The organism is Calothrix sp. CCY 0018 (assembly GCF_963920925.1).
Lineage (GTDB): Bacteria > Cyanobacteriota > Cyanobacteriia > Cyanobacteriales > Nostocaceae > Rivularia.
In genome coordinates this window covers 122,761-136,505 of record NZ_CAWUDI010000021.1, presented here as the reverse complement: position 1 = coordinate 136,505, position 13,745 = coordinate 122,761, and the positions used below count along the sequence as shown (strand labels likewise).

General features: G+C 35.8%; 10 protein-coding genes and 1 pseudogene. 2 read left to right on the top strand and 9 right to left on the bottom strand.

Translation table 11 applies throughout. The annotated features are described in order from the left end of the window. Positions 1–33: 33 nt before the first annotated feature. Entirely contained in the window at positions 34–1,299 is a 1,266-nt protein-coding gene (locus tag ACM03V_RS16840; protein ID WP_414621947.1) for an ATP-binding protein, read from the bottom strand. 1,292 nt (positions 1,300–2,591) lie between these two features. Between ACM03V_RS16840 and ACM03V_RS16835 the strand changes: the two genes are divergently transcribed. Next, positions 2,592–3,311 (top strand): response regulator, encoded by a 720-nt coding sequence (locus ACM03V_RS16835; RefSeq protein WP_414621949.1) that lies wholly within the window; start codon positions 2,592–2,594, stop codon positions 3,309–3,311. A gap of 200 nt (positions 3,312–3,511) precedes the next feature. Beyond that, positions 3,512–3,862 (top strand): Dethiobiotin synthetase, encoded by a 351-nt coding sequence (locus tag ACM03V_RS16830; protein WP_414621946.1) that lies wholly within the window; start codon positions 3,512–3,514, stop codon positions 3,860–3,862. 387 nt (positions 3,863–4,249) lie between these two features. Here ACM03V_RS16830 and ACM03V_RS16825 read toward each other — a convergent pair whose 3' ends face one another. The 8 genes and pseudogenes from ACM03V_RS16825 to ACM03V_RS16790 all read right to left on the bottom strand — a co-directional run bounded on the left by ACM03V_RS16825 (position 4,250) and on the right by ACM03V_RS16790 (position 13,740). Continuing rightward, on the bottom strand, positions 4,250–4,843 hold the full coding sequence (locus ACM03V_RS16825; RefSeq protein WP_414621945.1) for a hypothetical protein: 594 nt from the start codon (positions 4,841–4,843) through the stop codon (positions 4,250–4,252). A 379-nt stretch (positions 4,844–5,222) separates the two neighbouring features. Next, positions 5,223–7,409: a GumC family protein gene (locus tag ACM03V_RS16820; RefSeq protein WP_414621944.1), complete on the bottom strand. Its 2,187-nt coding sequence runs from the start codon at positions 7,407–7,409 to the stop codon at positions 5,223–5,225. A gap of 378 nt (positions 7,410–7,787) precedes the next feature. After that, entirely contained in the window at positions 7,788–8,876 is a 1,089-nt protein-coding gene (locus ACM03V_RS16815) for an RNA-guided endonuclease InsQ/TnpB family protein (protein WP_414621943.1), read from the bottom strand. A gap of 167 nt (positions 8,877–9,043) precedes the next feature. Then, entirely contained in the window at positions 9,044–10,192 is a 1,149-nt protein-coding gene (locus ACM03V_RS16810; protein WP_414621942.1) for a DegT/DnrJ/EryC1/StrS family aminotransferase, read from the bottom strand. Positions 10,193–10,296: 104 nt separating this feature from the next. Beyond that, positions 10,297–11,469, bottom strand: a complete 1,173-nt coding sequence (locus ACM03V_RS16805) for an ATP-grasp domain-containing protein (protein ID WP_414621941.1) — start codon at positions 11,467–11,469, stop codon at positions 10,297–10,299. A 47-nt stretch (positions 11,470–11,516) separates the two neighbouring features. After that, positions 11,517–11,695, bottom strand: a pseudogene (locus tag ACM03V_RS16800) (DegT/DnrJ/EryC1/StrS family aminotransferase); the annotation flags it as partial. Then, complete coding sequence (locus ACM03V_RS16795) at positions 11,692–12,783, bottom strand: peptidoglycan bridge formation glycyltransferase FemA/FemB family protein (protein ID WP_414621940.1); 1,092 nt, start codon at positions 12,781–12,783, stop codon at positions 11,692–11,694. The gene ACM03V_RS16795 and the pseudogene ACM03V_RS16800, both read right to left, overlap by 4 nt. Positions 12,784–12,864: 81 nt before the next feature. Continuing rightward, positions 12,865–13,740 carry a phytanoyl-CoA dioxygenase family protein gene (locus ACM03V_RS16790; protein WP_414621939.1) on the bottom strand — a complete coding sequence of 292 codons (876 nt, stop codon included), beginning with the start codon at positions 13,738–13,740 and terminating at the stop codon, positions 12,865–12,867. Between the last annotated feature and the right edge of the window lie 5 nt (positions 13,741–13,745).

The following is a 13,745-nucleotide window of genomic DNA, read 5'->3' as shown; positions in this document are numbered from 1 at the left end:
ACTCATACCCCTCTATTTTCTAGAGGCTCCTAGTCAAAACAAGTCGCACTTAGATGAAAAATCAAGATTTGCTCGGGCAATTTCTCGATTTGAAACAGATGATACTTGCCGTGGTAATTTTATCCGAAAACTAGCACCTTTTCCTAATTCACTTTCAACAGTAATTTGACCGTTCATCATATCTACCAATGCTTGAACTGTAGATAACCCCAAACCCGTACCCTCAAATTTACGATTGGTTCCGCCGTCAAGCTGCCTGAAAGGTTCAAAAATATGTCGTATTTTATCATCAGCAATTCCAATTCCGGTATCTTCAACTGTTAATTCAACGATATTGCCGGAATTCTCGGTTATTTTTAGCTGAATGCTCCCACTATGGGTAAATTTAATTGCATTTGAAAGCAGCTTATTTAAAATCTCTCGCACGCGCAGCGAATCATTATATAAAATAGGATTTTGTAAGCTGATGTCAACTTTGATGGGCAATTTTTTTGCATCTGCTAAAGAATGCATTTGGGCAACGGTAATTTTTACCAGTTTCGCAACATCAAATACTTCTGGCTTTAAATCTAGCTTTCCTGCTTGTAGCTTGGAATAATCTAAAACTTCATTTACCAGCATCAATAAATTCTTACCATTATTAAGGATACGTTCGACCATATCCTTTTGCTGTTTAGAGATTATACCGCACTTTGGACGTAGCAATAATTGAGAAAACCCAATAATTGCATTCATGGGAGTCCGTAATTCGTGAGATATAGTTGCCAAAAATTGCGATTTTAACTGTAATACTTCAGTTAATTTAAGATTTTGTATTTTTATCTGTTGTTTTTGCTGTTCGATTTGTTGATTTTGATTAAAAAGTAATGTATTTTTTTGTTGAACTTCGAGATGAAGTTCAGCTAATTGTGCTTGTATTTGGTAGATTCGCATCGCATTCCGTAGCGCTAAATCTAAAACTTCTGGTGACAATAGCGATTTGTAAATATAATCTGTAGCCCCAGCTTTAATAAATTCTTCGGCTTTGCCTTCATCACTTTTTTCAATAAGAACTAATATCGGAACCAGATTTTTCCCATTATGTATTTGTTTTAATAATTTTATGGCTTCAGCATTAGATGTACAATTACCTAGAAATACAAAATCATAGGAATTGTTCTTAAAAGTATCGATAGCTTTTTTACTTTCAACTACCTGTAGCTCTTTTTTATTTCGACCATATTTATTCAAAGCATGACAGTATGTCATCCTATCTACTTCGTCATTTTCAATAATTAGAACCTTTAACTTTTTATCCATTGCTGTTTCGCCTCAATTTCTGCTTAGGCTATCAGATATTACTTAGTAAATATATTTTTAGTTAATTAAAGTTATAATATTTTTTTAACACCTATTTAAAAGACTATATTTTATTATTTAACTTATTATATAATACTAGTATTTGATTATATTAAATAATTATTTTTAATAGTTAATGGTTCATATGCACTAATGTTTTATTTAATAATTTAATGTGAATATTTATAGTATAAACTTGTTTAATAAGTTTATTTTGTATTGTTTTATTCAATCGCTATAACAAGATAGTAAAAATCATTCATTCATTTTGAATTTGATCGGACATTGTATTGTCAACCAGTATTGATCTCGCTATCTTCTATCGAATCTAATCATCATACCTCACTATTTATTCGTAGATCGATGTATCTTAGTTTATTTAGATACATACAAAACTTGACGATAAAGTATAAATTTTGTGCCGTTAACTTAAAAAAAAATACGAACTATATATATAACTAAACAATAAAATAAGATATTTAAAAATAAATTAAATGTTAAGAGTGATACTTTATAATTAACTACATATTTATTTTATGCAACCATATTTTTGTTCGTCGTCAGTCTTTAGTATGAAATTATTCAGGATAAATATATCTGATTGGCATGACTTATGCAAAAAAATCTATTAACTTAGATAGATGATGACGCGAGCAAAACTGTTTAAGAGGATTTCTTAAAAAGTTATGAATTTAACTCAAATAATTGGTTCTTGCAGCAAGTGCAATCGCTTTATCTTCAAAATAATTTTATAGTCGTTTTCAACTAATAAAAACTCATAAAATAATAATCATAGGACTTACGCAAAGCCCCCCTTTCTAAGGGGGGTTGGGGGGATCTAAACGGCTGAAATAGTTAATTTATCGTTGCGGTTGCGTAAGTCCTGAATCAAACTTACAAATTATTTTTATTAATTAATACTTTGCTACTCTCAATTCTAATCATCATTGAAATTACTCTTAGCAATTTACAATAAAATAAAATTATTTTATAAATAAATAGCTTAGATAAATCTTAAAAATCGTAGTAAAATTATAGTTAGAATATTGACATATATTTTAAGCCATGTTTCCAACTGTATCGAAAGATTAAATAAAATCTTTAGGATCATTTATATCGATAGATATATTGTTGACCTCATAAAATCTATCTTTAGCTTTAACTTCAGATGCAATTTAGACGCAAAGAAAAAAGCGATTACCTTAAAGAACCTTTTTGAGATATATTGAAAAATAAAGAATATGAGCGTAGTCATGAGTGAAATTAGTATTGTTTTAATTGAAGACCATGATTTAACCAGGATGGGGATAAAAACTGCATTACAGACAAGCAGCGAATTACAGGTAATAGGAGAAGCAGCAAATGGTAGTAGAGGGTTGAAAATTTTAGAAAGTATGAAGCCAGATGTAGCACTTGTAGACATTGGCTTACCAGATATTGATGGTATTGAACTCACTCGTAAGTTTAGAGAATATCAAAGTCGTACAGGAGATACTTCTACAAAAATCCTTGTTTTGACAATGAATCATACGGATGATACCGTACTTGCAGCTTTCGCAGCAGGGGCTGATTCATATTACATGAAAGATACAAGCATTGATAAGCTTACCGAAGCAATTCATGCAACTTACTCCGGCAACTCTTGGATAGATCCGGCGATCGCCAATGTAGTATTACAGCAGATAAGACAGGAAATCTCGGACAACCAAAAATCCGTACAGGCTAAGACTGTAAAAATCGAAGCGCTTTCTAGCGAATACGAGCAAGTTTTAGAAACCTATCCTTTAACTCAAAGAGAATTAGAAATCCTTGAATTAATTGTAGCGGGAAAAAGCAATGGAGAAATTGCCGAGCAGTTATATATCACAGTTGGTACCGTAAAAACCCACGTTCGCAATATTCTTAACAAACTTTGTGCTGATGATCGCACCCAAGCAGCAGTTAGAGCATTGCGATCGGGATTAGTAGCATAAAATCAATACATTCACACTTAAATATTTGTTCAAGTCACTGCTAAATTGAGTTTTTTAGCTGAAGTTTTATTGCGAATACAGAATTAATTTATTTCAAATGTTAAATTTCTAACTTCCAACTTCTAGCTTCTAACTCCTTAGCGCAACTTTGCTATAGTGTTGGTTTGCCTGCATCTAATATCTACCATACGCGCTCAGTAATGAATTACGAAACCGCCCATCAATTACTTTTAAACCAAACTATAGCAACCGAAGAAAACTCAGATGCGTTGCTAAGCCGAATGCGACAAGGGAAACCGCCAATTCCCGGACAAATTACCTCAATTTTACTAGCATTAAAAGTAGTATTTGAAGCTCTTAAAGATTCTAATACCCTTGAGAGAAAACTTATTTATGCTTTATATTTATTAACTATAAAAACTCAACAATTATTTGCAGCAGGGTTAAAAGCTGGTGTAGATTGGCCCCCAATGCTAAAAGAAGATTTATTAAGAATAGCAAACGCCACCGAAAGTATTTTTTCTGGTGAATGGCATAATATTCATCAATAGTTAGTTGTTAGTTGACAATATTTCCTATTAGTAGGGAAAGCGTTTCGCTGTCAATAATACCTCGCCACATCAGTTATATAGGTTGAAAGTAAAGAATGCGCCTCCTTAGATTGAAGGGCTTAAGCTAGGGTGTTGACTTTGATAGGATTTTTGCGCTTAAAGTTCATACAATTTTTATGCTGGTAACAACCATAATCTTTTTCCCTCACCCCGCCCTGAAGGGCACCCCTCTCCCAAGCTTGGGAGAGGGGAAGGGGGAGAGGGCATTATCTTAAACACCAACACGTTTTTTGCATGAATTTTTAAGCTCTAAAAAGGTACAGAGTCAACAGCCTAGGCTTAAGCCCTTACTACCAACAAATATTTCCACTAACAACTAACAACTAATTAACGATTTCGTAATTCTTCTTCTAACTTATCAAGATCGGATTTAAGAAAAACCGTCATTTGCCCGGTAAAAGCTTTACCGTTTTTAGCTTGTGCAACTTCTACCCAATAAGCATAACGCGAACCTACACGTAATTCACCTTTCAAAGCTTCTCTAATAGGAGTTTTTGCAAAACGGGCTTCATTAATTGCGCTTTGATTGGGATATTCATAAATCACATTAGCTTCCCTAAAATCTTGATAAATATCTAAGCCATAAATTCTTCGTAAAGACTCCTTCAATCTATCTACACTCATACCGTTTATTGCATCATACATAGAGATGCGCTCGGTGCGACTTTGACTGCGGTTGTTGGAAAAAGTTAATCTACCTGGTGCTGAAACCATCGCTTGGAAACTGAATCTTTGCGCTGCGGTATCGGTTTTCGTCACCAAAAAGCGTTCGCCGCTGCGAGGGGTTAATGTAGGATGTGCTTTAATCCAAGTTTCCACATCTTCCATAGGTTGCCCAGGTAAAGCCCTTGCCACACCATGATTAGAGATCAAGAATGCTAAAGGTAAAATGAAAATTTGCAATAGAGATTTTTTTAACATTTTTCAGTTTTGAAAGTTTCTATATATAGAATTCCCCTTTTTTTCAATTAATTAACGCTCTGGGTAAGAAATTACTTTCTTCCGGCTCTATAATTACTTATCTCTCTTTATCTTTTCCTCTGCGTAATCTGCGCCTCTGCGGTTTTTTTTAATCGAGCGCTCATAACCCCACAGAATTAATAGACATCTCCGGAAAACATTTCTATGGTTTCAAATTACACGCAAACCGCGAGCCCCCCTACCCCCCTTCCCTATGAGGGAATGGGGGTTTTTTAAGCCTCTCTCCCAGTGGGGGAGAGGTTTGGAGAGGGGTATTTTTCATTTCCGGAGATGTCTAATGTGGTGGAGTACTAAAATTATCTTTCCCAATCCCCAATTCTTAAACCTTCACTGCATCAATTGTTGTAATCTTTTCTTCCGGGTATTCTTCTTTATAGTAGTAATTGATATGACGATCGTTGTTGGGCACGACTCCGTTAACTACCTGTCCTAATACGTTTTGACCAGATTTTTCTAACATTTCACAAGCAAAAGCAGCATTCACAGAATCTACTACTCCTGGACGTAATACTAATAACACCCCGTCAGCCATTTGCCCTAAAGTTGCAGCGTCTGCGGCAAGGTTTAATGAAGGTGCATCAATAATTACGTAGTCGTAATATGACCTAAAACTCTCAATTAATGAAGCCATGCGCTTGGAATCTAACAAGGATGCGGGGGAAGGAGGTACTGCACCGCAAGTCAATACGTCTAAATTATCCATCCCTTTCTTGATGGCTGCCATCACCTCTACCTGTCCCACAATCACGTTGCTCAAACCTTGGGCGTTGGGCAGTTCCCATATATGATGCTGGGATGGACGGTGTAAATCTCCATCTATTAATAATACCTTGCGCTCCATTTGCGCCATCGAAGTAGCTAAGTTAGCGGCTACAGTGGATTTACCTTCTTGAGGTACGGAACTGGTAACAACAATAACTTTTAATTCTTTATCCGCACTCATAAATTTCAAGTTAGCTCGCAGCATTCGGAAAGCTTCACTGATAGGGGAGCGGGGAGCGTCACGCACCATCAATGTGGGATATGCGGGTTCTGAATCTTGTTTGCTTAGAATAGACTTTTTCGGCTTGCTAAAGTCGGGAATCACACCTAATAAAGTCAGTCCAGTTAATTCCTTGGCTTCTTCTATAGTCTTGATGGATTTATCTTGCGATTCCAAAAGATACATCGTTGCCAGCGAAACCAACATTCCCAGCAAGCTGGCTGAAAGATAATTAATTAATGGAGAAGAAACAGGCTCTTGAGGAACTAAAGCTTCAGAAACCTCACTAGCATTACCAATGTTCTGATTTTCAGCAATGCGAGTTTCTTGTAATTTTTTCAACAACAGCGAATAAGTTGACTGTGCTGCCTCTACTTTGCGTTCTAACTCGCGCTGTTGTTGCTCTAGTTTCGGTAGACTTTCCAGCCTTTGCTTATAAGCTGTTTGCAACTCCGATAAAACTCCAAGTTGATTTGTTAAACCTAAAGAAGTAGATTCTAAATTTACTAATTCCCCTGCAAGCTGTTGTTTTAATTCTCCTTCTTGTAATCTGCCATCAAATTGTTGTCCGTTGGTTCCTACAGATTGACGAATTCTATCTTGCAGCAATCTTTTTAAAGCACTATATTTATTTTCTAAGGCGATGATTTCTGGATGGGTATTGGTGAGAACTGTACGTCTTGATGCTAACTGCGACTCTAAGAGCTGCACTTCTCTAAGAACATCCTGCACCCCAGCAGCCTGATTCAAAGAAGTCACGTTTAGCGCTTGTTGGGTGGTAACATTAAGCTGGTTGCGAATTTGCTGGCTGCGAGCGTTGGCATCGGCTAATTTAGTTTTTATGTCACCAACTTGGTTTTGCAAATTACCTAATGCTTGTATTGATTGACTGGCTTCTTCTTGCAAAGCATATACCTTATTCTTTTCTTTAAAGTTGGCTAGTTCGGCTTCTGCTTTACTTACAACTGCTTCTGCTTTGGGAAGTTGCTTTTCTATAAATTGCCTAGCTGATGTGGCGGCTTTTCTATGAGAGGATACGTTATGTTCTAAATAAGCTGCCATTAAAGTATTAACTACTTTTGCAGCTTTTCGAGGTTCTGAATCTTTATAGCTAACTTGTAAAACGTCCGTTTTCTTGATATCACTTACAGTTAAATTTTCCAGAAAGTCTTCATAGTCTAGAAGAGTTCCATCTTTACCTTGAAGATTAAGTTGTTTGATAGTCTTCTGCACAACTGGAACCGAACGTATGATTTCAGCTTCCGTTTGTAGGGGACTAGATGTATTGTCTTGAGCTACAGATTCCAACTTTCCAATGTCAGTTCCGAATCCCGTCAAAGAAGAAGTCACGTTTGTTCTTTGAAACTGTAACGTACCTTCAGCAACATAGGTAGGCTTTTTTAAAGAAGAAGACAATAACGAGAGCAGAAAAACTGGGAAAAACGCCGCTAATCCGGGTACCCAGCGACGTTTAAGGACTTGCCAATATTTATCGAGCGATAAGCTAGATTCTTGAGATTCCATAAATATATTTTTTATTTTACTTTTTAGTTTTTACTTTTGAATTTGCTTCTTAGTTTTGAAAGTTTTAACCGACCAATAAATAAATCATAAAATTTTGTTTAATTTATACCAACTAAAATACAGTGTTTCAAAAAAGTATTATTTTTTGCTTCTAAAAATATAATATATGATATACGGATTCTGAGTTAAATTTACTTCTATATTATTTACACCATAAATAAGCTACTTTGAGTTTCCTTGCTTTGATGAATTCCCGTTACATAAAACTTACCCAAAACTACCTATCTCTAGACATATCTAGACGTATGTAATGAAAGGTGTTTACTTCCTGCTTCAACTGGGGTAGTCGGCTACTTCCCATCCACAGGCTGAAACTGTCTAACTGACAGCCTTACATAAATTGATTGCGGCATTCAAATCACGATCAATCTGAAAATTACAGTTTTCACAATTAAAGATTCTTTCCCTAAGAGAAAGCGTTTCTTTTTTATCACCGCAATTAGAACAAGTCTTGGATGATGGCATCCACCTATCTACTACGACTAATTTAGAACCGTACAACTTGCATTTATATTCCAGTTGTCTTCTGACTTCATAAAATCCCATGTCAGCAATTGCACCAGCTAACTTATGATTTTTCATCATGCCTGATACATTCAAGTTTTCTATAACTACTGTGCCGTGGTTTTTAGCTAGTAATGATGTCAATTTATGAATTGTATCTTTTCTGAGATTAGCAATTAATAGGTGTAACTTAGCAATCTTTAAAGAGGCTTTTTTCCAATTTTGAGAACCAGTAATTTTATTTCTGTTGAGCCATTGCAACCGGGATAATTTAGCTTTGTATCTTCGGTAAGACTTAGCGCCTTCTATTACCTGTCCAGTTGATAAGGTAGCTAGCGCTTTTACACCTAAATCAACACCGACAATATAAGTATTATCCTGAACTTGAATTTCTGTATCAACAAGAAAGCTAATAGACCATCTATCAGCTTGACGGGATATAGTTACAGATTTAATTTGATTAAGTTGAGGTAATTTTTCATAAGTTTTTATTTTTCCTATTTTAGGAACTTGAATTGTAAAACTATCTTTGATCTTACAAGTTCCTTCTAGGGTAAATGAATCGTTTTTACCTTTTTTCTTGAATCTTGGTTGAGAACTAACTTTTTGAAAGCACCGTTTCCAAGCTTTAGATAATGCCTTTAAAGAGTATTGTGGGGCTGACTTAGAACACTCATAATACCACTCATTTTCTGATTTAACTAAAGCTACTAAGTATTTATGTAAATCAATGTCACTAGGAAATTTGATTTTGGAATCGGGATTAATTTTGTTATGTTCTAATATTTGTTTAGTTAGTGCTAGTCCCCAATTCCAAGCGTGTCTTGATACTCCACAATGTTTAATTAACAGAGTTCTTTGTAAATTATTGATTTTTAGCTCGGTTTTGAATCCAAGTAACATGGTATTTTAAATCAACAAAGTGTATTGTTGAGAAATATTTTAACCATCTATTATATGTAGTATATTACCACCTAAATGATTATATCAAATGTAAGAGTATTAGTATTAATCGTTAATCAGCCATATCATCAAATCAACAAATATCTAGACAAAATGGCTAGATATGTCTACATATGGGCATATTTTAGATTACAGTTACTAACCCTAACTCCTCCAATTACTCTTTCTAAATCCTCGTCTGTGAGGTTGGAACCGGAAGGTAAGCACAATCCTCGCATAAATAAATCTTCTGCTACTTCGCCACCAATACTTTCGCATTCGGCAAATACTGGCTGCATATGCAGTGGCTTCCATACCGGACGAGATTCTATTTTCTTTTCTGCTAACCCAAGACGTATTTCTTCTCTATCCGCACCAAAGGCTTGGGGATTAATTGTTAAGCAAGTTAACCAACGAGTAGCGCGTCCAAACTCGGCTTCTGGCATAAATTCAATTCCGGGAAGATTGCCCAAAGCTTTCTGGTAAATTTCAAAATTACGTCTTCTTGCTTCTACCCGCTCTTGCAAAACCTGTAATTGTCCTCTACCAATGCCAGCTAAAACGTTACTTAGACGGTAATTGTAACCAATCTGCGAATGCTGATAATGAGGAGCAGGATCTCTGGCTTGAGTTGCCAGAAAGCGAGCTTTTTTCACCAATCTTTCATCGTCGGAAACTAACATTCCACCACCAGAAGTAGTGATAATTTTGTTACCGTTAAATGAGTAAATTCCGATAGTGCCAAAGGTGCCCGGACAGCGCCCTTTATATCTAGCTCCTAATGCTTCAGCAGCATCTTCAATTAAAGGAACGTTGTACTTTTGACAAATTTCTACGATTGGATCTATATCAGCGCATTGTCCGTAAAGATGCACCAGCAATACTGCTTTGGGTAATTTACCGATTTTCGCACGCTTTTCCATAGCTACTTGCAACAAATCGGGATTCATGTTCCAAGAAGTGCGATCGCTATCAATAAAAACTGGCTTTGCACCTTGATAGACAATCGGATTGGCACTAGCGATAAAGGTTAAAGTCGAACAAAAAATTTCGTCTCCTCGTCCAACATCAAGCAACCGCAAAGCCAAATGAATTGCAGCAGTACCGGAACTTACAGCAGCAGCATAACCAGCACCCGTATGCTGACAAAATTCCTCTTCAAAAGCATCTACATGAGGACCTACAGGGGCTATCCAATTAGTCTCAAAAGCTTCTTGAACGAACTTTAATTCTTGCTCCCCCATGTGGGGCGTGGAAAGTAGAATTTGTTTTTTCATTTGAATTTTTAGTAATTCGGATTATTTAATAATACCGTCATCGTATTCACATTGCTCCCATATTAATTAGAACGACTATATGATGTTCGCTTCTCAAATTTTTGCTAAGGAATTGACGGCACTTTAATGATTGAAAAACCATTTTTTTCCTCTTTTCTAAATAAAAAGTTTGCGTAAATTTTATGCCAAATCATTTGTAGTAAACTATTCCGATCGGATAAAAAGTACTTAAAATTAGTGTTGGATAAACTGTATTGCAAAGAACCATTTAAAGCATCTTTGATAAACTGATGAAATTTAGCATAATACTTCTCCGGGTAGGAAACAGGTTCAAAACTAATGTCACTTGATAATAAATATAGAAGATAGGGAAAATTGACACCAACAGAAAGAGAACCCATTAAAGATTGCCAGAATCTCGGATTAATTTCTATAACACAAATTTGTCCAGTTTGAGAATTGTATCTCAGGTCTAAATTTGCAATACCATTCCATTGGAGTGCATTCATAGTTTTTGTGACTATCTCAATAACAGCAGAATCATGGACAAATTTCAATTTGTCAATTTTGGGTCCAAATCCTTCCGCTTCTCCTAATTGCTGCTGTATGGTATAAGCAAGAATTTTACCTTCGTGACAGATAACACTGCAACCCATATCGTAGCCATCTATATATTCCTGAACTATATAGACTTCGTTAGAATCGTCAAAGATAAACTGAGAATTTTCTTTAGTTAAACTGTCAAACTTCTGTATATTTTTTCCACCACTCCCATCAACTGGTTTGAGTAGTATGGGATAATTAAACTGGCTAACTTGCTTAATTTCTTCCAGAAGAAAACTTTCAGGTGTGGAAATATTATGCTGTTTGAGAAACAGGTATAACTTCCATTTATCAAAAGCCGTATACAAAGCCTCATCACTAGGTAATGCGACTATTTTACAAAATTTTGATAGCTGGTGATATTTTGCAACAAACTTATAGCCTTCTTCGGAAGCAGGATAAATAATATCTATTCCTTTATTTTCTACAATCCGAATCACCTCATCTAAAAACTGTACTGAATCAATCGGATTTTCAGCAAAAAACAAGTTATCAACAAATAACGAATGTTTGTAAAAAACTAGCCAAGAATTATCGTTTGATATTTTGTCTGATGAAACAATTAGATTGACCTCAAATTCACTGCTAGCCTCTTTCAAACATCGTATAACATAGTAAGCAAGAGGATTGTAACAAGGATCGGGAATTAAAACAGATGTTTTTTTTATTTTCATTTATTATGGTTTTGTCAGGTTATATAGATTTTGTACCACAAAAAAACTAAATTAATTGCAGAACTACCCGAACTTACAGCAGCCCCGTAACCAGCACCTGTAAGCTGACAAAATTCCTCTTCAAAAACATCTACATGGGCTATCCAATTAGTGTCAAAAGCTTCTTTGACGAACTTTAATTCTTGTTCGCCATCTGGGGTGTAGAAAGTAGAATTTGTTTTATCATTTTAATGGTGCTTGAGGAGAGCGATATGCAGGGAAAAAGTTAGACGACAGCAGGTTCTCTACAGGAACATCTAAAGATTTTGCTTTCATCTCCACAAGATAACCATATTTTTGCTCATCGACTATTAGTCTTAAGGTATAAAAACTATGTCTTAGCTTGGAAAATCCGGCTTTAAAGTTATAAACTGGGTCTTTAGAAGCACCTACTCCTCCACCCAAATGTAGGAACTGATTTCCGCGTTGATGCGCCCAATAACGAGCGCAATCTGTTTCTAAACTGCTTGGAGATAGATCGACAAATTTATCTTTAGTTCCACCCAAAGTACTTTGAACTATACCGCAGACTTCCGTGTATAATCCCGCACAAGCTACTTCGTTTTCATATTCAACAATACAAAGGTGTAGTTTATCGCCTAAAGCTGTTCGCATCTCTTCGTAGTATGTTAGATCGAAGGAATAATATCTGTCTGCTGCCTCTACCCTTCCCATTGTTTCTTGGTATATAGCAGTAAAGTCGTCTAAATATTCTTCGATAGGAACGAATTTTGCTTCCATTCCCAAACGTTTGCACTTATTAATCGTGCTTTTATGTCCTTTTCTCGTATGAGACCATAATTGAGATTCGGGAATTCTCAAATCAACGGAAACAGTTTCTCCATTTTCGGTAAATAATCCCGGCTCAAAAATCTCGTTAAAGTTTTCATTGAGTATGGGATGCATTCTAAAAAACGCCGAACATACATTCTTACTAACTAATACCCGTTTAAATTCAGCCATTGCAGCATCGGGGAAACCAGGTGTATTAACCGCTGCTTCACTTAATACAATTCCTGGATAACCGTAGGGAGATTTAACATCAAATATTTCTTCTGAAATTAATCCCGAATCTACTACGTTATCGCACTTTGATATCAGATAAGGAGCAAAAAATATCTTTTCTCCATCGGTAATTAAAATGGCTTCTGGTACCTGTTTATTCCGACTAGCTTCTAAAGAAATATAGTCTGGCAATTGATAAACATCATGTTTGACTTTATCTAAGGTTTCCTTCCAAAGGGGGTTGGATAAATCGATGATTTGGGTATTCATTGTTTTTTCTTAAGGTGATTTTTTTAATTAAAAGGGAACGTGTAACGGCGAACAGAAAAAAAGAACTAGCTAAATAATTTATTATTCAGACCATAAGGTAGGAAATATTGCCGGATCGTTATAATCTGGATTACCATTGGGTAATTTTCGGCACATATTGTCAAGGAAATGATGAACCTGTTTTCCTTGATTCTTGTAAACTTGATAGCGGTTGTCGTAGTCTTGTAAATACAAAGCAAATGCCATACGAAATTGATCGCTGCGGTTGGGATAGCTACCGTGAATAGTTAAGCAATGATGAAAGCTAACTTGCCCTTTCTCTAAAATCATTGGTACTTCAACAACTTTTTTCCCAGCTTCAAAATATGATTTTTCTACATCTTTCAAATCTTGATTATTGAAAGTACGCATATGCTCGTTTCCCTTCCATTTATGACTGCCATCTATCATTACTAATGGCGCTCTTTTTTCATCAACATCATGGAAGGGAATCCAAGCCGAAAGCATATTATTAGAAGTGCATACGGAAGAGTACGAATAATCGGTATGCCATCCGACTACACCACCCTTTACATTATTGTTAATAGGAGCCTTATAAACTAAGGTATCTTCAAATAATCTAACTCCTTTACTTCTAGCCAACTTTGCAGCTACGGCTCCAATAATCGGGTGAAGTAATTTACGTAATTCCTTCTTACGATAAGAAACGTGTTGATTGTTCCTGACAGCATCACCATCTCCCGGTTTCCAATCACTGTAACCAGTTGCATAGGGGATTGTCGCATCTCTTTCCCCACGATAGAACTTTTGGGCACCTAAAAATCCTTCATCAAGAATCTTGTCGGGAACAATCTTTTTAGATATAAACCAACCGTGTTCTTCGTAAAAAGCAACATCTTCTTCTGTTGGTAATAATTCTAGCTGTTCTTCGGAGAGTCCTTTAATTAAAGTTTCCATATATT

Excerpts from the sequence above, each read along its gene's own strand:
- ACM03V_RS16820 (WP_414621944.1), bottom strand. The coding sequence starts at position 7,409 with ATGGAATCTCAAGAATCTAGCTTATCGCTCGATAAATATTGGCAAGTC.
- ACM03V_RS16825 (WP_414621945.1), bottom strand. The coding sequence starts at position 4,843 with ATGTTAAAAAAATCTCTATTGCAAATTTTCATTTTACCTTTAGCATTC.
- ACM03V_RS16805 (WP_414621941.1), bottom strand. The coding sequence starts at position 11,469 with ATGAAAATAAAAAAAACATCTGTTTTAATTCCCGATCCTTGTTACAAT.
- ACM03V_RS16830 (WP_414621946.1), top strand. The coding sequence starts at position 3,512 with ATGAATTACGAAACCGCCCATCAATTACTTTTAAACCAAACTATAGCA.
- ACM03V_RS16840 (WP_414621947.1), bottom strand. The coding sequence starts at position 1,299 with ATGGATAAAAAGTTAAAGGTTCTAATTATTGAAAATGACGAAGTAGAT.
- ACM03V_RS16790 (WP_414621939.1), bottom strand. The coding sequence starts at position 13,740 with ATGGAAACTTTAATTAAAGGACTCTCCGAAGAACAGCTAGAATTATTA.
- ACM03V_RS16815 (WP_414621943.1), bottom strand. The coding sequence starts at position 8,876 with ATGTTACTTGGATTCAAAACCGAGCTAAAAATCAATAATTTACAAAGA.
- ACM03V_RS16835 (WP_414621949.1), top strand. The coding sequence starts at position 2,592 with ATGAGTGAAATTAGTATTGTTTTAATTGAAGACCATGATTTAACCAGG.
- ACM03V_RS16810 (WP_414621942.1), bottom strand. The coding sequence starts at position 10,192 with ATGAAAAAACAAATTCTACTTTCCACGCCCCACATGGGGGAGCAAGAA.
- ACM03V_RS16795 (WP_414621940.1), bottom strand. The coding sequence starts at position 12,783 with ATGAATACCCAAATCATCGATTTATCCAACCCCCTTTGGAAGGAAACC.